This window comes from Roseomonas genomospecies 6, assembly GCF_008365375.1.
Taxonomy (GTDB): Bacteria; Pseudomonadota; Alphaproteobacteria; order Azospirillales; family Azospirillaceae; genus Azospirillum.
The window spans coordinates 69,477-92,654 of the sequence record NZ_QOKW01000010.1 but is presented as its reverse complement, the minus strand read 5'-3'; the positions used below and the strand labels follow the sequence as shown (position 1 = coordinate 92,654).

20 protein-coding genes and 1 riboswitch are annotated in these 23,178 nt (G+C 68.5%); of the genes, 12 read left to right on the top strand and 8 right to left on the bottom strand.

Features of this window, described 5'->3' with window-relative positions; translation table 11 throughout:
* The first annotated feature begins 57 nt into the window (after positions 1–57).
* Complete coding sequence (locus DS843_RS31775) at positions 58–258, top strand: hypothetical protein (protein ID WP_286192105.1); 201 nt, start codon at positions 58–60, stop codon at positions 256–258.
* 37 nt (positions 259–295) lie between these two features.
* Here the strand turns inward: DS843_RS31775 and DS843_RS14635 are convergent, their stop codons facing one another.
* Entirely contained in the window at positions 296–985 is a 690-nt protein-coding gene (locus DS843_RS14635) for an alpha/beta fold hydrolase (protein WP_149469626.1), read from the bottom strand.
* A gap of 271 nt (positions 986–1,256) precedes the next feature.
* Between DS843_RS14635 and DS843_RS14630 the strand changes: the two genes are divergently transcribed.
* Both DS843_RS14630 and DS843_RS14625 read left to right on the top strand, forming a co-directional pair.
* Complete coding sequence (locus tag DS843_RS14630) at positions 1,257–1,607, top strand: hypothetical protein (protein WP_149469625.1); 351 nt, start codon at positions 1,257–1,259, stop codon at positions 1,605–1,607.
* Between the two features lie 32 nt (positions 1,608–1,639).
* A complete protein-coding gene (locus DS843_RS14625) occupies positions 1,640–2,077 on the top strand; it encodes a hypothetical protein (RefSeq protein WP_149469624.1) in 438 nt (145 codons plus the stop codon).
* A gap of 10 nt (positions 2,078–2,087) precedes the next feature.
* Here the strand turns inward: DS843_RS14625 and DS843_RS14620 are convergent, their stop codons facing one another.
* Positions 2,088–2,651, bottom strand: coding sequence for a manganese efflux pump MntP (locus DS843_RS14620; RefSeq protein WP_149469623.1), 564 nt, complete (start codon positions 2,649–2,651; stop codon positions 2,088–2,090).
* An 83-nt stretch (positions 2,652–2,734) separates the two neighbouring features.
* A riboswitch (yybP-ykoY riboswitch) is annotated at positions 2,735–2,858 on the bottom strand.
* Positions 2,859–3,020: 162 nt separating this feature from the next.
* Here DS843_RS14620 and DS843_RS14615 point away from each other — a divergent pair.
* Both DS843_RS14615 and DS843_RS14610 read left to right on the top strand, forming a co-directional pair.
* On the top strand, positions 3,021–3,365 hold the full coding sequence (locus DS843_RS14615; RefSeq protein ID WP_149469622.1) for a hypothetical protein: 345 nt from the start codon (positions 3,021–3,023) through the stop codon (positions 3,363–3,365).
* Between the two features lie 93 nt (positions 3,366–3,458).
* Positions 3,459–3,746, top strand: a complete 288-nt coding sequence (locus DS843_RS14610) for a DUF1289 domain-containing protein (RefSeq protein ID WP_286192104.1) — start codon at positions 3,459–3,461, stop codon at positions 3,744–3,746.
* 42 nt (positions 3,747–3,788) lie between these two features.
* On the opposite strand, the gene DS843_RS14605 is transcribed toward DS843_RS14610, so the two are convergent.
* A complete protein-coding gene (locus DS843_RS14605; protein ID WP_149469620.1) occupies positions 3,789–3,971 on the bottom strand; it encodes a hypothetical protein in 183 nt (60 codons plus the stop codon).
* A 479-nt stretch (positions 3,972–4,450) separates the two neighbouring features.
* On the opposite strand from DS843_RS14605, the gene DS843_RS14600 reads away from it, so the two are divergent.
* Genes DS843_RS14600 through DS843_RS14585 form a run of 4 tightly spaced genes read left to right on the top strand, consistent with a single transcriptional unit; the run spans position 4,451 to position 7,988 of the window.
* Entirely contained in the window at positions 4,451–5,236 is a 786-nt protein-coding gene (locus tag DS843_RS14600; protein ID WP_149469619.1) for an SDR family oxidoreductase, read from the top strand.
* A 10-nt stretch (positions 5,237–5,246) separates the two neighbouring features.
* Positions 5,247–6,887 (top strand): alpha-amylase family glycosyl hydrolase, encoded by a 1,641-nt coding sequence (locus tag DS843_RS14595; protein WP_286192103.1) that lies wholly within the window; start codon positions 5,247–5,249, stop codon positions 6,885–6,887.
* Entirely contained in the window at positions 6,884–7,180 is a 297-nt protein-coding gene (locus DS843_RS14590; protein WP_149469618.1) for a GNAT family N-acetyltransferase, read from the top strand. Before DS843_RS14595 ends, DS843_RS14590 begins: the two co-directional genes overlap by 4 nt.
* 10 nt (positions 7,181–7,190) lie before the next feature.
* Positions 7,191–7,988, top strand: a complete 798-nt coding sequence (locus tag DS843_RS14585; protein WP_149469617.1) for a DUF3108 domain-containing protein — start codon at positions 7,191–7,193, stop codon at positions 7,986–7,988.
* A 6-nt stretch (positions 7,989–7,994) separates the two neighbouring features.
* Here DS843_RS14585 and DS843_RS14580 read toward each other — a convergent pair whose 3' ends face one another.
* The 4 genes from DS843_RS14580 to DS843_RS14565 all read right to left on the bottom strand — a co-directional run bounded on the left by DS843_RS14580 (position 7,995) and on the right by DS843_RS14565 (position 16,290).
* Positions 7,995–8,591: an RT0821/Lpp0805 family surface protein gene (locus DS843_RS14580; RefSeq protein ID WP_149469616.1), complete on the bottom strand. Its 597-nt coding sequence runs from the start codon at positions 8,589–8,591 to the stop codon at positions 7,995–7,997.
* A 120-nt stretch (positions 8,592–8,711) separates the two neighbouring features.
* Entirely contained in the window at positions 8,712–10,796 is a 2,085-nt protein-coding gene (locus DS843_RS14575; RefSeq protein WP_286192102.1) for a response regulator, read from the bottom strand.
* Positions 10,797–10,806: 10 nt separating this feature from the next.
* Positions 10,807–15,729 (bottom strand): HAMP domain-containing protein, encoded by a 4,923-nt coding sequence (locus DS843_RS14570; protein WP_286192101.1) that lies wholly within the window; start codon positions 15,727–15,729, stop codon positions 10,807–10,809.
* A 129-nt stretch (positions 15,730–15,858) separates the two neighbouring features.
* On the bottom strand, positions 15,859–16,290 hold the full coding sequence (locus DS843_RS14565) for a response regulator (RefSeq protein WP_167525313.1): 432 nt from the start codon (positions 16,288–16,290) through the stop codon (positions 15,859–15,861).
* A 367-nt stretch (positions 16,291–16,657) separates the two neighbouring features.
* Here DS843_RS14565 and DS843_RS14560 point away from each other — a divergent pair, with 367 nt between their 5' ends.
* Both DS843_RS14560 and DS843_RS14555 read left to right on the top strand, forming a co-directional pair.
* Positions 16,658–17,944 (top strand): pentapeptide repeat-containing protein, encoded by a 1,287-nt coding sequence (locus DS843_RS14560; protein ID WP_149469613.1) that lies wholly within the window; start codon positions 16,658–16,660, stop codon positions 17,942–17,944.
* Positions 17,945–18,170: 226 nt separating this feature from the next.
* On the top strand, positions 18,171–18,764 hold the full coding sequence (locus tag DS843_RS14555; protein WP_167525312.1) for a DUF4142 domain-containing protein: 594 nt from the start codon (positions 18,171–18,173) through the stop codon (positions 18,762–18,764).
* Positions 18,765–18,824: 60 nt separating this feature from the next.
* On the opposite strand, the gene DS843_RS14550 is transcribed toward DS843_RS14555, so the two are convergent.
* The gene (locus tag DS843_RS14550) at positions 18,825–20,825 is read right to left on the bottom strand and encodes a methyl-accepting chemotaxis protein (protein WP_149469611.1); all 2,001 of its coding nucleotides are present in this window, start codon (positions 20,823–20,825) and stop codon (positions 18,825–18,827) included.
* Between the two features lie 345 nt (positions 20,826–21,170).
* Between DS843_RS14550 and DS843_RS14545 the strand changes: the two genes are divergently transcribed.
* Positions 21,171–23,171, top strand: a complete 2,001-nt coding sequence (locus DS843_RS14545; protein WP_149469610.1) for a methyl-accepting chemotaxis protein — start codon at positions 21,171–21,173, stop codon at positions 23,169–23,171.
* Positions 23,172–23,178 lie beyond the last annotated feature (7 nt).

Sequence of the window (23,178 nt, the reverse complement as noted above, 5' to 3'; positions counted from 1 at the left end):
AGCGCAGCAAGCGCCGACGTCCGCCGCAAGGCGGGCGGCATTTTGGAGGAGACGCCCATGACCACCGACCGGATCGCGGAGCCGCCGCCCCTGTTCGTGCAACCGGCGCTGCCCCTGCCGGCCGAGTCCTGCGGGTCGCTGTGGAACGATTATCTGCACCGGTTGCTGGGTGCGGCGCATGGCTGCATGGCCGGTGGCGACGCCGCGAACGACGACGAGTCCGATCCGGAGCCGGCGTGCTGCTGCGCCGTCGGGTAATGCCGTGACGCGATGATGGGGACGGTCCGGGTGCTCGTCAGCGGGCGCCCGCCGCCTCGATGATGACCGCCGCCACCGCGTCGGGCCGGGAGGCGTGCGGGACGTGGCTGGCCCCGACTTCCACCGTGCGGGCGCCGATGCGCTCCGCGGTCGCCCGCAGGAAGGCCGGAGGCAGCATCCGGTCCTCGTTCGCCACGATGTACCAGGACGGTTTGTGCTCCCACGCCGCGGCGGTCACCCGCGTGCGGAAGCAGGAGGCGTGGACCGGTCCCTGGGTGGCGGCCAGCAGCGCCGCCTCCGCCGCCGGCACATCCTGGGCGAAGTTCGCCGACAGGCTCTCCAGCGACAAATGCAGATAGCCCGAGCGGTCCATGGTCACGCTGGACAGGCCGGGCGAGGGCGGGAAGGGCTTCAGCGTGTCGTTCGGCGATTGCCCGACGCCCGGCGCGAAGGCCGCCACATAGACCAGCGCCTTCACCTTCTCCTGATTGCCGATCTGGGTGATGACCGCCCCGCCCCAGGAGTGGCCGACCAGCACCACCGGCCCCTTGGCTCGGTCGATGGCGCGTTGGACGTGCGCCACATCCGCTTCCAGAGACGTCAGCGGATTCTGGACGGCGATCGCCTCGAGCCCCTGGGCCTGGAGCAGGGGGATCACACGGCTCCAGGTGGAGCCGTCCGCAAAGGCGCCGTGGACGAGGATGACGGAGGTGGCGACCGGGTCCATGGACCGATTCCCCTGGCAGTGACCGAGTGTCCACCTCTCAAACATGGGCGGCTTTTCCCTGTCCAGCGCGAAGTCACCGCTTTTCCTCCCTGCGGAAAAGCCGCTTAGCCCGTGGGGGTGGCCGGGGTTGCTGCGGAGCGGGATAATAATTTCGCGAAATGACCATTGAAGCTAAGATTGTTCTGGGATACGGTATACCAACAGTGCGGCGGGGCGATTGTCCGTCACCCCCGCCAGTCCAGACCGTCAACCCGAGCCGTCGAGGTGAGCCATGGCCAAGACCCTTTCCGCCGTCCTTCCGGGAAGCCGCCCGAACGCCGTCCGCGGCGGCGGCGACGCCGCGCCTGCCGGCGTGCCCGGTGGCGTCGTGGTCGCCCTGCGCCCCGATCACCGGCAACGGGCCGCCGTGCTGGCGGCGACCACCGGCGGGCGCGGGCCGCGCATGGACATGCTGACGATCACCCACAGCCGGGGACGCACGGATGACCGCGGGGCGGACATCATCCACATCGACGGCCCCTATGCGGATGTCCTGGCCTACATCGCCGACTCCCCGGACTGCGTCGTCTGCTTCGACACGCTTCACGGCGGAATGGCCCGCGCGCAACTGTCCGTGCCGTGATTCCGCGCAGGGTCTTGCTGGAGAGCAAACCGATGAACGACTGCATGACGACGCCCTTTTCCGGGCAGGAGCTGGCCTCCGCGATCATAGCCACGGCGCTGTCGCGCCCGTCCTCCGACGGCCGGCTGCGCCTGCCGAACGGCGCCGTGCTATGCGACCCGGCGGCGCTGGAGCGGGAATTCTCGCTGGCCGCGCAGGGGTTGTCCCACTGGCTGGCCCAGAACGGCCCGCACCTCGCCACGGCCTCGCGCGCCAGCCGTCTGAAGATCGGGGCCGGGGTCATCCGCGCCGCCGCCGCGACGCTGGAGCATGCCGGACGGTGCTGCGGCGAACTGCGCCGCCGCGGGCAGCGGGCGCTGTGCATCGACTTCAGCGCGGTCTGCGATCTGGTTCAGGAGCGTCCGGGCCTGCTCGCCCAGACGGTGGCCGCCGTCGCGGCCAACCACACCGATCGGGCCGTCGCGGCGTGAGGGGCGGCTTTTAAAGGAGCGTGTGCTCGACCAGGATCTTGGTGCCGATGGCCAGCAGACCCAGGCCGCCCACCAGCTCCGCGCGGCGGCCCAGAAGCGGTCCCGCGGCCCGGCCCAGCATCACGCCGCCGAAGCCCATCAGGAAGGTGACGGCGCCGATCAGGCTGGCGGTCACCGCGATGTCCACATCCGCCATGGCGAGGCCCACCCCGACCGCGCTGGCGTCGATGCTGGTCGCCACGGCGACGGTCAGAAGGGCCAGCCAGCCCGACCGCGTGGCCGCCGCGTCGTCGTCCTCTTCCCCGGCCAGCGCGTTGCGGATCATGGTACCACCGATCAGCAGGAGCAGGCCGAAGGCGATCCAGTGATCCACCGCCTGGACGAAGCCGGCGAAGGCGGTGCCCACCGCCCATCCAATGGAGGCCATGGACAATTGGCAGGCCCCGAAGGCGAAGCCGACGCGCAGCGCCTCGGACATGGCGGGGCGCTTCTGAACGGCACCGCGGCCCAGCGCAGCGGCGAAGCTGTCCATCGAAAGGCTGAGGGCAAGGGCAAGGGAAGTCGCACCGAACATGGAACACGGCTCCGGCCAAACGGACACGACAGCACGGCTGCACCCGGTTGGCCTTCGGGAGCGTCCGCACCATCGGTCTTGCCGAGCCTGCCGGACGTCGTCCGGCTGCCGCACGCGCCACGGGACGCCCTGTTGCAGGATGGTCCCGAGTCTGTTGGCGCGCGCCCCTCTCTCGCTGGAGGGTGGCTACTCCCCAATGACAGGGCGGACCCTAGCGCCGCGGCGCCTGCGCGTCAATCTATATGAACAGGTATTCATATGTTTTTGAATAACTCTAAACTGCGCCCTCGCCCTGCACCCTTGATGCGCGGAACGAATTCTTAACGGCCTGTGACGCCTTTAAGCTGGCGCAATCGGAGGTCCCCGCTCATGTTCCGCAACCCGCGCTCGCTGCTGTTCGTGTTCGTCGTCGCGTCCCTGGCGGCGCTGCTGCTGTTCAGCGGCGACCCCCCGGACGGCGGGCGGACCGACGCGAACCGCGACTTCCTGGCGGCTTGCGAAGCCAGCCCCTTCGCCGCGCAGAACACCGGCTCGACGGAGGCGGCGGTGCGGGTCTGCTCCTGTATCCTGTCCTGGCACCGCAAGGAGGGTGGGGCCACCGGCCAGACGCTGCCGGCCTCGCTCTACGGAGGGGAGGGGGCGGCCACCTCCTCCGCGGCGGCGGTGGACGCACGGGCGCGGGCGGCGTGCCTGTCCGGGCGCGTGACGCCGTGATTTCTTGAGAGCCGTGATTTTTTGAGAATTGTTCGCTGGGTGGCGCGGCGTGGGCTTTCTCTTCGGCACCGCAGCACCCATCCTATGGACGCTATGGACACCCGCAATCCCTGCACGAAGCTCTGCCGCTACGACGCGGCGGACCGTTGCCTCGGCTGCTTCCGCACCCGCGCGGAGGTGAAGCATTGGAAACGCCTGCCGGACGAGACGAAGGCGGCGATCAACGCCCGCATCGCCGCGCGCGGCGGCACCGTCTCCAAGAAGGACGGCAAGCGCGCGAAGAAGCTCGACAAGAAAATCCGCAAGCTGGAGGCGAAGCTCGCCGCCCTGCGCGCCCGCCGGTCCGATCTGGCGGGGCCGGTCGTCAAAGCGGCGGAGTGAAACCCACCGCTTTCCTGTCCCGCACATTGAAAACGCGCGGCTTCATCCGTTTCCGGCGTGCCGTTCCACATACAGCAGCAGCGCGGGGTAGTAGTGCTGCCGTGACTCTGTCAGTTCCCGACAATAACGGTGGGCGGTGCCGTTGGACAGCCAAGCATCAAGCTCACCGCTCTCGCGTTTCTGGGCGATGACGCGGTCGATCTTGTCCATGATCTTGTGGATCACGTCCGTTCCTTCTCCGATATGGATTTGTCATGAATGAGGCGGGCGCCACATCGGCGCCGCCGTCAACTGTCTGTCCAATATGGACGCAAAGACGACGATGAGCTGCGCATTATGGGCATGCCAGCGTACCGCACCGCACAAAAGGCACTTCTCATGGAGCACCGAGCCCTGGCGCGGGTCTGTTCTTCGCAGGCGTTCATCGACCGGTCTCGCGACGCCTCGCCAATCTGCACGCCGAAGGAGGACAATCGGGGGAGGACCTGCGGTGAGGCTGGCGGCAGCCGCGCCACCGCCTCCGGCACGCTCGTGCTGCTCCGGGGGCTTGCAGCAGGTCGCCAGCAAGGTCGCCATGACCGGATTCTCCCCGGTGCTCCAGGGCGGGGTGCGCTCGCTGGGGGTGCGTAAGAAGGGCGGGAACCGCCCCGGCCCGGATCGGTTGGCTCTGCAGTCCCAGCACAAGCAGCGGAGCCGGTTTGATCATGGACCTGAACGGAAAAGTCGCCCTCATCACCGGAGCCGGGTCGGGCATCGGCAAGGCATCGGCCACCCTGTTCGCCGGCGCCGGGGCCAGCGTCGGCGTTCTCAGCCGCACGGAGAGCGAGGTCCGCAAGACGGCGGAGGAGATCGCCGCGGCGGGCGGCAAGGCCATCCCCCTGGTCGCCGACGTCTCTGACAGCGACGCCGTGAAGCGGGCGGTGGACCGGCTGGTGCAGGAGTACGGGCGGCTGGACATCGTCTTCGCCAACGCGGGCATCAACGGCGTCTGGGCACCCATCGACGAGCTGACGCCGGAGGAGTGGGACCGCACCATCAACATCAACCTGCGCGGCACCTATCTGACGCTTCACCACGCGGTGCCGCATCTGAAGAAGGCGGGCGGCGGGTCGGTGCTGGTCACCGCCTCCATCAACGGCACGCGGGTCTTCAGCAACGCCGGGGCCACCGCCTATTCCTGCACCAAGGCGGCGCAGGTCGCCATGGTCCAGATGCTGGCGCTGGAGCTTGCCAAGCACCGCATCCGGGTCAACGCCATCTGCCCGGGCTTGATCGACACGGAGATCCAGGACAACACCCAGTCCCGCAACACCGAGAAGGCCGAGGAGCCCGCCGAATATCCCAACGGCGAGGTCCCGCTGACCCGCGGCAAGGCGGGCAGCAGCGCCGACGTGGCGGAGCTGGCGCTGTTCCTGGCGTCGGACCGGTCGAAGCACATCACCGGCACGCCCGTCTGGATCGACGGCGCCGAGTCCCTGCTGATCGGCTGAGGGCCCGCTCATGGCGGACGGCTTCATGGCGGAGGGATTCGCGTGGTGGCAGAGCGGGGTGATCTATCAGGTCTACCCGCGCTCCTTCCAGGATTCGAACGGCGACGGGGTGGGGGACCTTCCGGGAATAATGGCCCGGCTCGACCATCTCGAAGCGCTCGGGGTGGAGGCGGTCTGGGTGTCCCCGATCTACCCGTCGCCTATGGCCGATTTCGGCTACGACGTGTCGGATTACACGGGCGTCCACCCGCTGTTCGGGACCATGGAGGACTTCGACCGGCTGGTGGCGGAACTGCACCGGCGCGGCATGAAGCTGATCCTGGATTTCGTGCCCAACCACAGCTCCGACCGGCACCCGTGGTTCCAGGCCAGCCGGTCGTCCCGCACCAATCCCAAGCGCGACTGGTACATCTGGCACGACCCCGCCCCCGATGGAGGCCCTCCCAACAACTGGCTGTCGGAGTTCGGGGGCAGTGCCTGGGAATGGGACGCGGCGACCGGCCAATACTATTACCACGCCTACCTGAAGGAGCAGCCGGACCTCAACTGGCGCAACCCGGCGCTGCGGGAGGTCATGCTCGATGTGTTGCGAGTCTGGCTGGACCGAGGGGTGGACGGGTTCCGGGTGGACGCCATCCATCACCTCATCAAGGACGCACGCTTCCGCGACAACCCACCGAACCCGGGTTGGCAGGAGAGCATGTCGCCGGCCCATCGGCTGTTCCGCCGCCACACGGTGGACCAGCCGGAGGTGCATGACGCCATCGCCGCCATGCGCCGGGTGGTGGACGGTTATGGACCGGGCCGGCTGCTGATCGGGGAGGCCTATCTGCCCATCGACCAGCTCATGGCCTATTACGGCGCCGACCTGACGGGCTTCCAGCTTCCCTTCAACTTCCATCTGCTGTCCACCCCGTGGGAGGCGAAGGCGCTGGCCGCGCTGATCCACACCTACGAGGCCGCGCTGCCGTCCGGCGGGTGGCCGAACTGGGTGCTTGGCAACCACGACCGCTCCCGCGTGGCGAGTCGGTTGGGAGCCGGGCAGGCGCGGGTGGCGGCGATGCTCCTGCTGACCCTGCGCGGCACGCCGACGCTCTACCAGGGCGACGAGATCGGCATGACCGACGTGGCCGTCCCGCCCGACCGCGTGCAGGACCCGTGGGAAAGGAACGTCCCCGGCCTGGGGCTGGGCCGCGATCCGGTCCGCACCCCGATCCCCTGGGACGGCGGCCCGAAGGGCGGCTTCACGACCGGGGAGCCCTGGCTGCCGCTCGGGGCGGATCACGAGCGGGTGAACGTCGCGGCGCAGGAGGCCGACCCATCCTCCATGCTGTCGCTGCACCGCGCCCTGCTGGCGTTGCGGCGGGCGGAACCGGCCCTGTCGGTCGGTCGGTACGATCCCGTGTCGGCGGAGGACGAGGTTCTCGTCTATGAGCGTAACCACCGGGCCGGGCGTTTCCGCGTCCTGCTGAACCTGTCGGCGGAGGAGAGGGTGGTGGATTCGGTGCCGGAGGGTGCCCATATCCGGCTGTCCACCCATCTCGACCGCGGTGGGGAGCCGGTGACCGGCGCCCTTCGCCTGCGACCCGACGAGGGGGTGGTGCTCGCGTGCGAAGACTCGTACGAAGATTTGGGAAAGGGTGGGGAATGAGCGGGGATGTGAAGAACAACGCGGCCAGGAACCGCTACGAGCTGACCGTGGGCGACGCCACCGCGGTGGTGGAATACGAAACGCGCGACGGCACCATCGTCTTCACCCACACGGAGGTTCCCGAAAGCATGGCCGGGCAGGGCATCGGCTCCGCGCTCGCGCGCGGCGCGCTGGAGGACGCGCGCTCCAGCGGGCGGAAGGTCGTGCCGGTCTGCCCCTTCGTGGCCAAATACATCCAGCGCCACCCGGAGTACCAGGATCTGGTCGCCGAAGAGGGCGGGGCATCGGCATGAGGCTTGCGGCGTGAGGCTTCCGGTTCCGCTGGCCGCCGGCCTGCTGTGTCTGCTTCCGGCGGCAAGCCGTGGCGCGACTCTGGAGTTGGACTTCGCCGCCTATGGCGGCGGCGTCTCCCTGGCGCGCGGCAGCGTCGTGCTGACGGAGGAGACGGCGGGCACGGACAGCCGTTACCGCGCGGAACTCCAGGCGGAGGCGGCGCCCTGGCTCGGCGTCTTCACCAACTTCCGCTACCGGGCCGAGGCCGCCGGACGGCTGGAGGCGGGCGCGGCCCAGCCGGACCGCTTCCGCGGCGAGCGCCGGCTGCGCCGCAAACTGGACGTCATGGCCCTGTCCTACGGCCCGGATGGCGTGGAGGTGAAGGCCGACCCGCCGATCAGCCCCGACAAGGCCGCGCGCGTTCCGCCGGACAGCCGCCTGGGCAGCATCGATCCGTTGAGCGCCGGGGCCGCGGTGATCCTGGCCGCCGGGCGGGCGGGAGGCTGCGGCGGACGCTACCCGGTCTATGACGGGCGCCGCCGCTACGACATCGTCATGACGCCAAAGGGCAAGGGGGAGCTGCCGTCCTCGCGCTACCGCATCGCCACGGGAACGGCGGAGGTCTGCGCGGTCACCGTCCGCCCGGTGGCGGGTTTCCAGGGCGACCGCGATCCGGAGCGCTTCTTCGCCGAGGGGGTGGAGCGCAAGGCGACCGTCTGGTTCGCCCGCGCGCCGGAAAGCGGGCGCGTCGTTCCCGTGACGGTGGAGGTGCCGACCGACGCGATGACGGTGCTGGTCCACACGGTCGGCGTGAAGGCCGGCTCGTAATCCGGGTTACGGATTCGCGGCGAGGCGCCATTGCCCGTCGTCTCCGCGGCAGGCGGTGCCGGTCGCGGATTCCTGGCGGCCGTCGATGGTCACCTTGTGCTGGAACTCCTTGCACTCCCGCCCGGCGGAATCGCGCCCGGCGCGGATCGGGGTGATGCTGCCGCCGGTGTTGGCGCTGTCCGGGCTGTTCCAGCGGATGGTCTGCCCGACGGGCGCGTCGAGCGCACGGGTCTCCGCGCTCTGCGCCGCGTTGCGGCTGCCGGGGCTCAACTGTTCCATCAAATAGCCGCCGGCGAAGTAGCCGAGCAGGCCGCCGGCGCCAATGGCCAGCAGGTTGCCCGTGCCCTTGCCGATCTGCGACCCGGCGAGCGCTCCCACGGCGGCGCCGCCCAGCTTGCCCAGCAGATCGTTGTCGATGCCGAAGGTGGTGTTGCCGCCGTTGGCCTGCGGGTCGGCCTGCGGGGTGATCTGGGTCGGGGCGCCATAACCGCCCTGGTTGAACACCTGCGCCATCGCGGGCGCGGAGGTCAGGGGAAAGGCGACGGACAGGCCGAGACAAAGGACCGAGGCGAAGCGAATCCCGGACAGGCGGACAACGGGCACGTCGTCTACTCCTTTATTGCAACACGGTCGTCATCTGAACACCACGGCTCCGCTCAAGGTTGGGGCAAAAGGGCGACAACGACGCTTGGCGACAATGACGCTTGGCGACGAGGGCGACGGTCAGGCGCTCTTCAACTCGGGGAAGGCATCCGTCGCGCCGCCGAGCGCCTTGCGGACGGCGCGGGCGAGGTCGCGGTCGCGGTAGGGCTTGATCAGGAACTCGCCGCCCGGCCCCTCGCCGCTCAGGCCGCCCGCCACCCCATGGGCGTAGCCGGAGGCGTAGAGCACTTTCAAGGCCGGATGACGGTGCTGCGCCTCCTGGGCCAGTTCCAGGCCGTTCATGCCGCCGGGCATCACCACGTCGGTGAACAGCAGGTCCACCCGCGGCTCCCCGGCCAGCACGGCCAGCGCCTCCGGCCCGTTCTCCGCCTCGACCACCGTGTAGCCGAGATCCTGAAGCGTCAGAACGGCGACGTGGCGCACGTCGCGGTCGTCGTCCACCACCAGGATCACCTCGCCCTGGCCGGGCAGCGGACCGGCCTCGACGCTGTCCTCCGGCGCCTTCGCCTTGCGGGCGGCCTCCGGCGCGCAGGGGAGGTAGAGGTGGAAGGAGGTGCCGCGGCCCGGCTCGCTCTCGACCCGGATCAGCCCGCCCGACTGCTTCACGAAGCCGTGGATCATGCTGAGACCCAGGCCGGTGCCCTTGCCGATCTCCTTGGTGGTGAAGAAGGGCTCGAAGGCGCGGGCCAGAACGTCGGGGGGCATGCCGCAGCCGGTGTCCGCCACGGTCATCCGCACATACTGTCCAGGGCGCAGTTCCGCGCTTGCGTCATCGGCCTCCGCCATCGCCGTGGCGATGGTCAGCCGCCCGCCCGTGGGCATGGCGTCGCGGGCGTTGATGACGAGGTTCAGCAGGGCCGATTCCGCCTGGGTCCGGTCCACCAGCGCCGGGCACAGGTGCGGCGCGCTGTCGATCTCCACGGTGATCGTGGAGCCGAGCGTGCGCTCCATCAACTCGCCCATGTTGCGGACCAGCGCCTCCATGTCCACGCTCTCGGGGTGGAGCTGCTGGCGCCGCGCGAAGGCGAGAAGCCGCCGCGTCAGGTCGGAGCAGCGCAGCGACGCCTGCAAGGCCATGTCCACCCGCCGCGCCGCCCTCGGGTCGTCGAAGGCCATGCGGCCCAGCCGTTCCAGGCTGCCGATGACGACGGTCAGCATGTTGTTGAAGTCGTGGGCGATGCCGCCGGTCAACTGGCCGATGGTCTCCATCTTCTGCACGTGGGCGAGCTGCTGCTGAAGCTCCCGCGTGTCGGTGACGTCCAGCACGGTGCCGCAGAGTTCCGGCGGGGCGCCGTCCTCCCCCTCCAGCAGCATGGCCTGTTCCAGAAGCGTGCGGTACCGCCCGTCGGCGGCGCGCCAGCGGTACTCGACGGTGGACACGCCGCCCTGGCGCATCGCCTCGAACCGGGCGACGGCGCGGTCGCGGTCCTCCGGGTGCAGCCGCGATTCCCAGAAGTTGCCGTCGGTCAGGAAGCGTTCGGCGGGGAAGCCGAACAGAGCCTCCACATTCTCCGTGACGTAGCGGAAGGGCGTGCCCCGGTCCGGACCGGCGGTGTAGAGCAGGATGGGCAGGGAACGGGCGATCAGCGCCTGCCGCTCCTCCGACCGGCGGAGCGCCTGCTCGGCCTCCATCTTCTCCGTCCGCACGCGGAAATTCTCGGCCAGCAACCGCTCGCGCAAGGCCGCCTGGCGCTTCACCTCCTCCGTCTTGCGGTACAGCTCGACGAAGACGGTGACCTTGCTGCGCAGGATCACCGGGTCCACCGGCTTGAACATGTAGTCCACCGCCCCCGCGGAATAGCCGCGGAAGATGTGCACCTCGTCCTTGTTGATGGCGGTCAGGAACAGGATGGGGATGTGCCGCGACTTCCGGCGGTTGCGGATCAGCTCCGCCGTCTCGTAGCCGTCCATGCCCGGCATGTGGACATCCATCAGGATCGCCGCGAAGTCCTGGTCGAGCACCCGCTTCAGCGCCTCCTCGCCGGAGCGGGCGAGGATCACCGTGGCGTCCAGGTCGGCCAGCGTTTCCCGCATCGCCAGCAGGTTCCGCGGATCGTCGTCCACGACCAGCACACGAACCTCCGGCAGGAGCAGGGCATTGCCTTCGATGTCGGCGAAACCGGGGGGCGTTTGGGTGTGGGGCATCGGCCTCTCCTCACTCCGTCCCGGCGTCTGGGCCGACATCTGGGCCGGCGTCCTGCCGACGCCCTGCCCAGACCCGCAGCAGGGACAGCAGATGGTCGATGTCCACCGGCTTGGCGAGATAGTCGGTCGCCCCCGCCTCGATGCATTTCTCGCGGTCGCCCTTCATCGCCTTGGCGGTGACGGCGATCACCGGCAGGCCGCGCCCGGCCTCCGTCGCCCGGATTTCCCGGATGGTCTCATAGCCGTCCATCAGCGGCATCATGATGTCCACCAGCGCCACGTCCAGGTCGGGATGCGCCTTCAGCAGGTCCAGGCCCTCCGGCCCGCTTTCGGCGTGCAGCACCGTCATGTCGTGCGACTCCAGAACACTGGCGAGCGAGAAGATGTTGCGGAAATCGTCATCCACGATCAGCACCTTGCGTCCCGCCAGAACGGGGTCCCGCTGGCGGATCTGGTCGAGCGCGCTGCGCTTGTCGTCGGGCAGCCGGTCCACCGCCCGGTGCAGGAACAGCGCCGTCTCGTCGAGCAGCGAGTCCGGGGACTGCACGCTGCGCAGCACCACCGTTTCGGCCAGCCGGCGCAGCCGCGCCTCGTCCTCCGGCGCGATGCCGTCGCTGACATAGGCGACGACCGGCATCCAGGCGGTGGAGTCGCGGGTGCGCAGGCTGTCGATCAGCTCGAAATCGGCGGGCTGGGGGATGGTCAGGTCCAGCACCATGCAGTCGAACCGCTCCTTCGCCAGGACGGCGCGGGCGGCCTCGGCGGAGGTGACGGTGCTGATCTCAATGTCATCGTTGTCGATCAGGCCGGCGATCCCACCGGTGTGCGGATCGGGAACCTTCTCGACGATCAGCAGCCGGCGCTGGTGCCGCTCCACGAAGCCCTTCACCTTGGCGAGCGCCGCGAAGATCGCCTCGCGGTCCGCCGGCTTCTCCGTGTAGTCGAAGGCGCCCATGGCGAGGCCGCGGCGCCGCTCCTCCTTGGCGGAGATGACGTGGACCGGGATGTGGCGGGTGTGCGGATCGCGCTTCAGCAGGTCGAGCAGCGCCCAGCCGTCCAGGTCGGGCAGGCCGATGTCCAGCATGACCGCGTCCGGGCGGTATTTGCGCGCCATCGGCATGGCCGGGCTTCCGGCGTGGGACAAAATCGCCTTGAAGCCCTTCTCCCGCGCCAGATCGACCAGGATCGAGGCGAACTTCACGTCGTCCTCCACGATCAGCACCACGGGGTCGCCGGGCCGGATGCGCTCCCGGTCGTCGGCGACGGGGTGGCTCTGCGGCAGCGCGAGCCCTTCCTCCGGACCCGGCACCACGATGGGACGCGTCGGCGCGACGACCGGGGCGGGCTTCGGCGCCGGGTCGCCGTGGCGGGCGATGTCGAAGTCCATCGGCACGTAGAGCGTGAAGGTGCTCCCCGCCCCGGACTCGCTCTGCACGCGGATCTCGCCGCCCAGAAGGCGGGCGATCTCCCGGCTGATCGACAGGCCGAGCCCGGTGCCGCCGTATTTCCGGCTGGTGGTGCCGTCGGCCTGCTGGAACGCCTCGAAGATGATGCGCTGCTTGTTCTCGGGGATGCCGATGCCGGTGTCGACGACGGTGAAGGCCAGCACCCCGTCCGCCGCGTTCAGCGTGGGGTGGGCGGCGCTCCAGCCCTCCCGCGCCAGTTCCATCCGGAAGGTGACCCCGCCGGTCTCGGTGAACTTGAAGGCGTTGGACAGCAGGTTGTTCAGCACCTGCTCCAGCCGCTTCTGGTCGGTCTGGATGGCGGCGGGCAGGGTGGGGGCCATGTCGATGTCGAAGCGCAGCCCCTTCTCCTCGGCCAATTGGGCGAAGGTGCGCTCCACATGGCCGCGCAGGTCGTCCAGGACCACCGCCCCGATTTCCAGCGTGACCGTGCCGGATTCGATCTTCGACAGGTCCAGGATGTCGTTGATGAGGTTCAGCAGGTCGGACCCGGCGGCGTGGATGGTGCGGGCGAACTCCACCTGACGGGCGGTCAGGTTGCGGTCGCCGTTGTCGGACAGCAATTTCGACAGGATCAGCAGGCTGTTCAGCGGCGTGCGCAACTCGTGGCTCATGTTCGCCAGGAACTGCGACTTGTATTTGGAGGTGAGGGAGAGCTGCTCCGCCTTCTCCTCCAGCGCCTCGTTGGTCTGGCGCAGCTTTTCCTGCTGGGCCATCAGAAGCTCCTCCGACTGGCGGAGCGAGGCGGCCTGCTGCTCCAGCCGTTCGTTGGTGGTCTTCAGCTCCTCCTGCTGGCTCTGCAACTCGGCGGTCAGGCGCTGCGACTGCTTCAGCAGCCCCTCGGTCCGCATGTTGGTGGCGATGGTGTTCAGGACGATCCCGATGCTTTCCGTCAACTGCTCCAGGAAGGAGCGGTGCGTCTCGCTGAAATGGCCGAAGGAGGCCAGTTCCAGCACGGCGTTCACCTCGTTCTCGAACAGCACGGGCAGCACGATGATGTTCAGCGGCGGCGCCTCGCCCAGGCCGGAGCTGATGCGCACGTAATCCTTGGGCACGTTGGTCAGCAGGATCGGCTTCTTCTCGTGGGCGCACTGGCCGACCAGACCCTGCTTCAGCGCGAAGCGGGTGCCCAACCCGTTGCGCTCCTTCAGGGCGTAGCTGGCGACCAGATCGAGGACCGGCTCGTCGCCGTCGCGGGTGGTGACGTAGAAGACGCCGTGCTGGGCGTTCACCAGCGGCGCGATTTCCGACAGGATCATGTTGGAGACGGTGACGAGATCGCGTTCGCCCTGGAGCATCCGGGTGAATTTGGCGATGTTGGTCTTCAGCCAGTCCTGCTCCGCGTTCTTCTGCGTCGTGTCGCGCAGGTTGCGGATCATTTCGTTGATGTTGTCCTTCAGCGCCGCCACCTCGCCCGACGCCTCCACGGCGATGGAGCGGGTGAGGTCGCCCTTGGTCACGGCGGTCGCCACCTCGGCGATGGCGCGGACCTGGGTGGTCAGGTTGGCGGCGAGCTGGTTCACGTTGTCGGTCAGGTCGCCCCAGACGCCGGTGGCGCCGGGCACCTTCGCCTGTCCGCCCAGCTTTCCTTCGATGCCGACCTCGCGCGCCACGTTGGTGACCTGATCGGCGAAGATGGCCAGCGTCTCGATCACGCCGTTGATGGTGTCGGCCAGCGCCGCGATCTCGCCCCGCGCGGCCACGGTCAGCTTGCGCTTCAGGTTGCCTTCGGCGACCGCCGTCACGACCTCCGCGATGCCGCGCACCTGACCGGTCAGGTTGGCGGCCATCATGTTCACGTTGTCGGTCAGGTCCTTCCAGGTTCCGGCCACGCCCTTCACCTGGGCCTGCCCGCCCAGCTTGCCTTCGGTGCCGACCTCGCGCGCCACGCGGGTGACTTCCGAGGCGAAACTGTTGAGCTGGTCGACCATCGTGTTGATGGTGTCCTTCAGCTCCAGAATCTCGCCCTTCACATCGACGGTGATCTTGCGCGACAGGTCGCCGTTGGCGACGGCGGTGGTGACGTCGGCGATGTTGCGCACCTGATTGGTCAGGTTGCCGGTCAGCAGATTGACGTTGTCGGTCAGGTCCTTCCAGGTGCCGGCCACCCCCTTCACCTGGGCCTGTCCGCCGAGCTTGCCCTCGCTGCCGACCTCGCGCGCCACGCGGGTGACCTCGCTGGCAAAGCTGTTGAGCTGGTCCACCATCGTGTTGATGGTGTCCTTCAGCTCCAGAATTTCGCCTCGCACATCGACGGTGATCTTGCGCGACAGGTCGCCCTTCGCCACCGCCGTCGTGACCTCCGCGATGTTGCGGACCTGACTGGTCAGGTTGGTCGCCATCGCGTTGACGTTGTCGGTCAGGTCCTTCCAGGTTCCGGCCACGCCCTTCACCTGAGCCTGCCCGCCCAGCTTGCCTTCGGTGCCGACCTCGCGCGCCACGCGGGTGACCTCGCTGGCGAAGCTGTTGAGCTGGTCCACCATGGTGTTGATGGTGTCCTTCAGCTCACGGATTTCACCCTTCACGTCCACGGTGATCTTGCGCGACAGGTCGCCGTTGGCGACCGCCGTCGTCACGTCGGCGATGTTGCGGACCTGATTGGTCAGGTTGCCGGTCAGCAGGTTGACGTTGTCGGTCAGGTCCTTCCAGGTGCCGGCCACACCCTTCACCTGAGCCTGTCCGCCGAGCTTGCCCTCGCTGCCGACCTCGCGCGCCACGCGGGTGACTTCCGAGGCGAAGCTGTTGAGCTGGTCCACCATCGTGTTGATGGTGTCCTTCAACTCGCGGATCTCGCCCTTCACGTCCACGGTGATCTTGCGCGACAGGTCGCCCTTCGCCACGGCGGTGGTCACGTCGGCGATGTTGCGGACCTGGGCCGTCAGATTGGCGGCCATGAGGTTGACGTTGTCGGTCAGGTCCTTCCAGGTGCCGGCGACGTCCTTCACCTGGGCCTGCTCGCCGAGCTTGCCTTCGATGCCGACCTCGCGCGCGACGCGCGTCAGCTCCGCCGTCACGGTGACGAGCTGATCGACCATCCGGTTGACGGTCCGCGCGGTCACAAGGAATTCGCCCTGAAGGGGGCGCCCGTCGACCTCCAGCGGCATGGACTGGGACAGGTCGCCCTTGGCGACCGCGCCGATGACGCGGGCCATTTCCTGCGTCGGCCGGGTCAGGTCGGCGGCCATGGCGTTGACGCTGTCCACGCAATCGCCCCAGCGTCCCGATGCGGTGGGCAGGCGGACGCGCTGGCCGATGCGGCCCTCCTTTCCGATGGCGGTGCTGACCCGGCCCACCTCCTCCACCAGGGTCTCGTTCATCTCCACCACATCGTTGAAGGCGGCGGCGATCTCGCCGTCCAGCCCGTCCAGATCGAGCGGCAGGCGCACGGAGAAGTCGCCCTTCCGGAATTGCCGGAGAGCGCGCAGGAGAAGCTGCGGGGAAAGCCGGTCGTGAGCGTCCGTCATCGTCATGACGCGATGGTCCTTGCGAAGTCCCAACCCTGAGATTCTGCTTCCCTGTGAACCCGGCTTAACGCCGGAACGGCCGCGCGCCGGAGCGGCGCAGCCGGGGAACGGTGACCCGGACAGGGGAGCCGGGAGCTAATAGCGGGGTGCGGCGCTGTCCAGCAGGGTCTTCAACTGGCGCTCGTCATAGGGTTTCTGGATGAAGCCGTGGGGGCCGGCGGCGCGGGCGCGCTCCAGCAAAACGGGATCGCTGGCCCCGGACATGAAGATGCTGCCCACGGCGAAGCGTTCGCGCAACGCCCGTGCCGTCTCGATCCCGTCCTGGGGCCCGGCGAGGCCGATGTCCACCAGAGCCAGCGCGGGCCGTTCCCGCTCCGCGATCGTCAGCGCATCGGCGGCGTTGGCCGCCACGCCGCAGACCTCGTAGGCCAATTCCTCCAGCACGTCGGTCAGGTACATGGCGACGATCGTCTCATCCTCGACGACCAGGACCCGGACGGGAGCGGCGGCGGTGGGCGAGGCCCCGTCCATCCCGGCCTGTGGTGACCTGTTGATCGGGTTGGTCATCCCTTTTCCCTCATGTCGTTTTGCCGTCTGCGGCGCCCGGGCGGACGGCGCCGGATGCCGGCAAGCCTGACCGGCACGAGTAGCACGGAGGGGTGAGGCAATTAAGGGAGAAAAGGTCAAATACCTCCAACAGGTTATACCCGCCAGAGCGCATGCACCCCGAAAGATCTTGCGCATATTCCTTAGTCGCAATGTGGAATAGCGGCGTGATCGCAACGTGCACTGCTCATCGCTCGTGCCGGACGGAACGCGCCGGGCCGTCGTGAAATGTCAGTTTTTTAACAATTTTGTAAGTGATTCGGCTGGTAAGCTTGCCGTCCTCCACGAGTCGGACGTGGAACCGACCATATGGGCGCTGGGGACCGGGATGAGCGTTGCCCCGACAAACGGGCCGGGCGATGGGGCGGAGTTGAGCCTTGAGGATCTGGCACAGGCCATACGGGCCCACCGGCTCTATCTGGCGGCCCGCCCGAATGGCCTGCGCCTTCAGATGAAGGCGGCGGACCTGACGGGATTCGACCTGTCGGGACTCGTCCTGTCGGACGCCGTCCTGACCGGCGTGAATTTCCGGCGCAGCGTTCTGCGGCGCTGCAATTTCGATGGCGCCGACCTGTTCGGCTCCAGCTTCGTGTCGGCCGATCTGCGGGAAGCCTCGCTGGTCGGGGCCGACATGCGCGGCGCCAACTTCACGAAGGCGTGCCTGCGCAACACCCTGTTCGAGCGGGCCGACCTGCGCCCCGGTCAGCTCGTCCTGTGGAAGGACCGGCGAAAGGCCCGGCGGGAGGCCGCGCTGCGGGAAGCCTCGCTGGTCGGCGCCAATTTCACCGAGGCCGACCTGACCGGGGCCAACCTGACCCGGGCCAGCCTGGAAGGGGCGGATTTCACAAACGCCGCCCTGTTCGGCGCCAACCTCAGCGGTGCGGATCTGCGCGGCGCGGATTTCAGCATGGCGAAGCTGAAGGGGGCGATCCTGAACAACGCCGCCGTCGCCGGGGCCACCTTCCAGGGCGCCGACCTGCGCGACGCGGAACTGCGCAACGTCGCCATGGCCACCGCCGACTGGGCAGAGGCGCGCATGGGCGGCGCCATCTACAATCGTGCCCAGTCGGCCCTGCCGCCGGAAATCCGGGAGGGGCTGGATGGCCACGTCCTGTGGATCAACAGCAACGGCAAGCAAGGCAAGCGGTTCGACGTGTCGAACGGCGCCTTCGTCGGAACCGATTTCGACGGCTGCGACCTCAGCGGGGCGATCTTCCGCAATTGCGACTTCACGCGGGCGACCTTCCGGGACAGCAAGCTGCAGATCGTCCAGTTCCCCGGCTGCCTGATGCGCGAGGCCTGTTTCGAGAACGCGGAACTGTCCGGCGCCAGCTTCGAAGGCTGCGACATGACCCGCGCGATGATGCGCAACGCGGTGATGCGCTCCATCGAGCTTCTGTCGGCGGATGGCCGGTCCACCGGGCGCCTGTGGCCGACCAACTTCCGCAACGCGCAGCTTGCCGACGGCGACATCCGCGGCGCCGATCTTCGGGGGGCACGTCTGACCGGCGCGGACCTGACCAACTGCAACCTGTCGGGCGCCGACCTGCGGGACGCCGACATCGACAAGGCCAACACGACCGGGACGACCCTGGTCCATTGCCGGCTGAAATGACCCGTATCTTCCTCTTCCGGTAGCGTCCGCGGGCAGACGAGGGAGCATGTCCCTTCGGGGAATGCGTCCCTCCCTTCCACGACGAAGGTGGCAGGCCGTCACCGGTCAACCTGTCCTTGGGTGGAGGATCACCCGCAAATGCGACCCGCCCCCGGCACAAGGAGGCGAAGGGGCTGTTGGGGGACGGTTGCATCCCAGCACACGATTGCATCACCGGGAGGTCTGTATGTCCAAGCTACGGTCCGGCGCCTTGGCCGCTGTGTCCATCCTCGCGCTTGCCGCTTGTGCGGGCGAGCCGAACTTCGTGCCGCCGATGGGAAGTTCCGGAGCCACCTCTTCCCAGGCGGGAAGCGGCGGGACGGGGGCCTCCTCGACCCTGTCCGTGGCGGACCAGTCCTTCCTGGCACAGGCGGCCTACGGCGGGTTCGGCGAGGTTGCGCTGGGCACGCTGGCGCAGCGGCAGGGCTCCAGCTCGACCGTGCGCGAACTGGGCCGGCGCATCGCCGCCGATCACACCCAGGCCAATCAGGAGCTTGCCCGGCTCGCCCAATCGAAGGGCGTCAGCCCGCCCACCGCCCCGGACCCCGGCCGCCAAGCCGTCGCCGACGCGCTGGCATCGCTTCGGGGGGCCGAGTTCGACCGGCAGTACCTGCAACAGCAGCTCGCCGACCACGAGGTGTCGATCGCCCTGTTCAACGCGCAGGCGCAGGGTGGGACGGACCCCGACATCCGGGCCTTCGCCGCCAAATGGCTGCCCGGCTTGCAAATGCACGCGCGCGATCTTCGTGCGCTCGGCACCCCGCTCGCCCGCCTGCAATAGAGCGGACGCAAATCCGCGCCTGACAAGTCCGCCGCGCCGTCGCGGCTGGACCTGTCGGCGTCAGGCGACCGCGGGAAGAGGGTGCAGGCCCGCGGTGATGCGCTTGAAATCCGGCAGGAAGCGCTCGGCCATGTCCGGCGTCAGTTCGAACCGGACGTGCAGATCCTGGTCCTTGCCCCCCAGCACCGCAAAGGGGAGGGAGACGGAGCAGCCGGAGATGTTCAGGGCGCCCCGGCTTCCGACCTCCGACCGGTCCAGCCCACGGATGGTGGCGCCGCCTTCCGACAGGTTGGCGAGTTGCCCCTTCAGCGACCCGACGCCCGTCGTCCCGGTGATCGTGCAGGCCAGGTTGACCTCGAACCGCGGGGCGCGGCGGCGGTCCACCTCCGGCGTGGCGGTGCGGACGGCGCGGACCAGCATCTGGCGGAGATGGTCGATGCTTCCCGCCACGTCGGCAGCGACCCGGCGCACCTCCTCGGCACGGTTGCCGGTCACCGCCGCCTCCTCCGACACATGGGCGATGCGGGACGACACCTCCTTCGCGGCTGTGGCGGTCTGGCCGACGTTGCGGGATATCTCGCTGGTGGCCGCGCCCTGCTCGTCCATGGCGCTGGCGATGCTGCTGGCGACGCCGTCGATCTCGGTGATGGTCCGCCCGATGTCCTGCACCGCCTCGACGGCGCCGGCGGTCATGCTCTGCAGGTCGGTGATCTGGCGGGAGATCTCCTCCGCCGACTTGGAGGTCTGGGTGGCGAGGTTCTTCACCTCCTGCGCCACCACCGCGAAGCCCTTGCCAGCCTCGCCCGCCCGCGCGGCCTCGATGGTCGCGTTCAGCGCCAGAAGGTTGGTCTGGCTGGCGATGTCCTGGATGAAGGTGGCGACTTCACCGATATGGCCGATGGCCTCGGACAGAGACATCACCACGTCCTCGGTCTTCCGTCCGCTTTCGACGGCGCGGCGGGAGATCTGGCTGGCGAAGGTGACCTGTCCGGTGATCTCCGCGATGGAGGCGGTGAGCTGGTCGGTGGCCGCGGCCACGGCCTGGGCGTTGCCCAGAGCCTGCTCCGCCGCGACCGCCACGCTCTGCGCGTTGGTGGAGACGGTTTCCGCCGAGCTGGCCATGGCCTGGGCGGTGCTGTCCATCGAGACGGACCGTTCGGCAACGCGGTCCACGGCGGCGCGGGTTTCCTGCTCCACCGTGCGGGCCATGGATTCCAGGGCCGCGATCTTGGCGGCCTCGGCTTCGCGGCGCTCGCGCTCCTGCGTCTCGCGCAGGCGCTGGTTGTCGATTCCCTTCTGCCGGAAGATCTCGACGGTCTTCGCCATGGCGCCGATCTCGTCCCGGCGATCCAGGCCGGGCACCGTCACCTCGTACCGCTCGTCGGCCAACTGGAACATGGTGGCGCGGATCTGGTCCAGCGTGCGGAACTGGCGTCGGACCACCAGCAGCATGACCACGGCCACGCCGATGGTGATGACCACGGCGACCTGCACGATGTTGGCGACCACCTCGTCCAGGACGCGCAGCGCGATGCTCTTCTTCAGGCCGACGAACAGGATGCCGATGACCTCGCCGTTCTGGTCGGTCAGCGGGTCGTAGGCGGTGAAATAGGCTTCGCCCAGGATATCGGCCTCGCCGCGGAAGGGCTCCTTCCGGTCGAAGATGGCGGTGTGGACGGGGCCGCGGGCCAGCTTCGTTCCGACGGCCCGGCTGCCGTCCGGGTTGTGGACGTTGGTCGCCACGCGGGTATCGCCGCGGAAAATGGTGGCCACGCCGCCGGTCACGCTGCGGACGGAGTCGACCACGTCGTTGGCGCCGTCCAGCTTGAAGTCGTCGATGTACAGGGCGCCGTTCCTGATGTGGTACTCCGACCCCTTCTGGTCGAGCAGCATCCGGAAGTTGGTGATCGCCTGCTCCCGCCGTTCCGCCGCGTCCTTGCTGATGCTGGAGGTGACCTTCATGACCGTCGCATAGGTCAGCGCCCCGGACAGGACGATCAGTCCGAGCGTGCAGAGTATGGTCAGCTTCGTGGCGAGGCTCAGCGTCCGGAGGGGATTCATCGGCGGTAGGCTCCCTGGATAACCGTCTTCCCGCCCCGGAGGCCCGGGGCGGCGCATTGTTAGCCTTTTGCGCGCATTTGAAACAAATGGTTTTATCAACCTTCGGACGCGCCGGCGCGATGCAGCGTGAAGGCGCCGCTGCGGTGCGGGATGCCAGTTTATGGGAAAGTGACTGTATTTCCAGGCATATTCTTTGCGCTCCTATTGTGCGTCGCGCAAAGTAAACCATCTGTTAATCATAATGTGGGACAGGATGTCGCACGCTAATTCCTTTTAGGGATACCTTCGGTGTAGCGGAAATGTTATCGGTTGATGCTCTTTCATTACAGAACATACACATTGACCATGCCGGATTCCCTTCGCGCTCTGGACGCCGCCAAGACCGCCTATTTCGACCTGGGACCCGAAGCGGTCGGCAGCCTCCAGCAGGCATTGCCGATCATTTCCAAAGCCCTGCCGGCGATTCTGGACCGCTTTTACGCCCGCACCATGGCGCAGCCGGATATGGCCGCGCTGTTCGCCGGCCCGGCGCAGGTCGAAAGTGCCAAGCGCGCCCAGATCGCTCATTGGACCCGGCTGTTCGAGGGCCGCTTCGACGACGGCTACAAGGAGTCGGTGCGCGCCGTCGGCATCGCCCATCACCGCATCGGGCTGAGCCCGAGCCGGTACGTCGGCGGCTACGCCTTCATCCTGGGCGAGATCATGGCGGCCCTGGCGGAGAGCCTGGGCGGGTCCTTCCTGACCGGCGGCCGGCTGAACTCCATCGTGACCATGCAGCGCGCCGTGGTGTCGGCGGTGCTGATGGATCTGGATGCCGCCCTGTCCGTCTATTGGGACCGGCTGATCGACGAGCGGCTCCAGGCCGTGGACGCGATGGTCGATTCGATCGACCACGAGGCGAACGACGTGGTGGACAGCGTCGCCAGCTACACCGAGGACCTGCGCCGCACCGTCGGCGAGCTGGACAGTGTCTGCTCCGTGGTGAAGGACAGCATCACCGGCACCTCCGCCGACACCGAAGCGGCGCTGGACGCCGCCCAGACCGTCGCCGCGGGGGCGGAGCAGCTCCAGGCCGCGGTCGGAGAGATCTCGGTCCAGGTCACCGGCGCGTCGCGCATCGCGGGCGAGGCGGTTGAGAAGAGCGGCGAGGCCCGCCAGATCATGGCGCAGCTCAGCACCGCCGCGCAGGAGATCGGCGGCATCCTGAACATCATCCGCGCCATCGCCGGGCAGACCAACCTGCTGGCGCTGAACGCCACCATCGAGGCCGCGCGGGCGGGCGAGGCCGGCAAGGGCTTCGCCGTCGTCGCCACGGAGGTGAAGAACCTCGCCGGGCAGTCGGCCAAGGCGGCGGACGAGATCTCCGCGAAGATCGGCGCCATCCAGGCGGTCGCGGAGCAGGCGATCACCGGCATGGACGGTGTGGCCACCACCATCAACACCATGCAGGAGATCAACTCCTCAATCGCCGCGGCGGTGGAGGAGCAGTCCTCCGCCTCGCGCGAGATCGCCCGCAACATCGGCGGCGTCGCGGGAATCTTCCGCGGCATCGCCACCCGCATGTCCGACGTGAGCGGCGAGACGCAGCGCGCCACCACCGTGGCCTACACGGTCGGCGAAAGCGCGAACCGCATGCAGGAGGCGCTGGACACCCTGCCGACGCTGCTGGCGCGGGCCATCCGCACCTCTTCCGATCTGGCGAACCGGCGCCACACGCGCCGCCGCCCGGTGCTTCTGGAAGGCAGCGTGGACCACACGCCGGCTCTGTTCCGTGACATCTCCGAATGCGGCTGCTCCGCCGAGACGAAGGGGGCGCCGCCCGCCGGCGGTCAGGTGACCGTGTCGCTTCCCACCTACAAGCTGTCCATGCGCGGATCGGTGGTGGCCCGGCACGACAACCGGCTGCACATCCGCTTCGACGAGCGGAAGATCGGCCGCGAGGAGGTGGACCGCATGAGCCGCGACGGCGTCGGCGAACTGGTCCGTCTGGCGAAGCAGGACCATCTGGCCTTCGTGGAGAAGATCGTGGAGGCGGTGAACGGCCAGCGCACGCTTCTGCCGGCGGATCTGTCCACCCACCATTCCTGCCGCCTGGGCCGCTGGTACGACAGCGTGAACGATCCCAAGACGATGCGCCTGGGCTCCTACCGGGGCATGGCCAATCCGCACCGGATCGTCCATGAATCGGGCCGCGAGACCCTGGTCGCCCTGCAGGCCGGCAACCGCATGGAGGCGGAGCGCCACGCCGCCGAGATGAAGCGGGCGTCGGCGGAGGTGGTCCGGCTGCTGGACGAGTTGGAGCGGGAATTCGCCCGCACCCTGGCCGAGGCCGAACCGGCCTTCTGACCGGTTT

What these genes read in the sequence shown, in the direction of transcription:
- DS843_RS14575 (WP_286192102.1), bottom strand. Translation starts at nt 10,796, where the DNA reads ATGCCCCACACCCAAACGCCCCCCGGTTTCGCCGACATCGAAGGCAAT.
- DS843_RS14560 (WP_149469613.1), top strand. Translation starts at nt 16,658, where the DNA reads ATGAGCGTTGCCCCGACAAACGGGCCGGGCGATGGGGCGGAGTTGAGC.
- DS843_RS14565 (WP_167525313.1), bottom strand. Translation starts at nt 16,290, where the DNA reads ATGACCAACCCGATCAACAGGTCACCACAGGCCGGGATGGACGGGGCC.
- DS843_RS14545 (WP_149469610.1), top strand. Translation starts at nt 21,171, where the DNA reads ATGCCGGATTCCCTTCGCGCTCTGGACGCCGCCAAGACCGCCTATTTC.
- DS843_RS31775 (WP_286192105.1), top strand. Translation starts at nt 58, where the DNA reads ATGACCACCGACCGGATCGCGGAGCCGCCGCCCCTGTTCGTGCAACCG.
- DS843_RS14625 (WP_149469624.1), top strand. Translation starts at nt 1,640, where the DNA reads ATGAACGACTGCATGACGACGCCCTTTTCCGGGCAGGAGCTGGCCTCC.
- DS843_RS14610 (WP_286192104.1), top strand. Translation starts at nt 3,459, where the DNA reads ATGGACACCCGCAATCCCTGCACGAAGCTCTGCCGCTACGACGCGGCG.
- DS843_RS14590 (WP_149469618.1), top strand. Translation starts at nt 6,884, where the DNA reads ATGAGCGGGGATGTGAAGAACAACGCGGCCAGGAACCGCTACGAGCTG.
- DS843_RS14550 (WP_149469611.1), bottom strand. Translation starts at nt 20,825, where the DNA reads ATGAATCCCCTCCGGACGCTGAGCCTCGCCACGAAGCTGACCATACTC.
- DS843_RS14630 (WP_149469625.1), top strand. Translation starts at nt 1,257, where the DNA reads ATGGCCAAGACCCTTTCCGCCGTCCTTCCGGGAAGCCGCCCGAACGCC.
- DS843_RS14615 (WP_149469622.1), top strand. Translation starts at nt 3,021, where the DNA reads ATGTTCCGCAACCCGCGCTCGCTGCTGTTCGTGTTCGTCGTCGCGTCC.
- DS843_RS14570 (WP_286192101.1), bottom strand. Translation starts at nt 15,729, where the DNA reads ATGACGATGACGGACGCTCACGACCGGCTTTCCCCGCAGCTTCTCCTG.
- DS843_RS14620 (WP_149469623.1), bottom strand. Translation starts at nt 2,651, where the DNA reads ATGTTCGGTGCGACTTCCCTTGCCCTTGCCCTCAGCCTTTCGATGGAC.
- DS843_RS14600 (WP_149469619.1), top strand. Translation starts at nt 4,451, where the DNA reads ATGGACCTGAACGGAAAAGTCGCCCTCATCACCGGAGCCGGGTCGGGC.
- DS843_RS14635 (WP_149469626.1), bottom strand. Translation starts at nt 985, where the DNA reads ATGGACCCGGTCGCCACCTCCGTCATCCTCGTCCACGGCGCCTTTGCG.
- DS843_RS14595 (WP_286192103.1), top strand. Translation starts at nt 5,247, where the DNA reads ATGGCGGACGGCTTCATGGCGGAGGGATTCGCGTGGTGGCAGAGCGGG.
- DS843_RS14555 (WP_167525312.1), top strand. Translation starts at nt 18,171, where the DNA reads ATGTCCAAGCTACGGTCCGGCGCCTTGGCCGCTGTGTCCATCCTCGCG.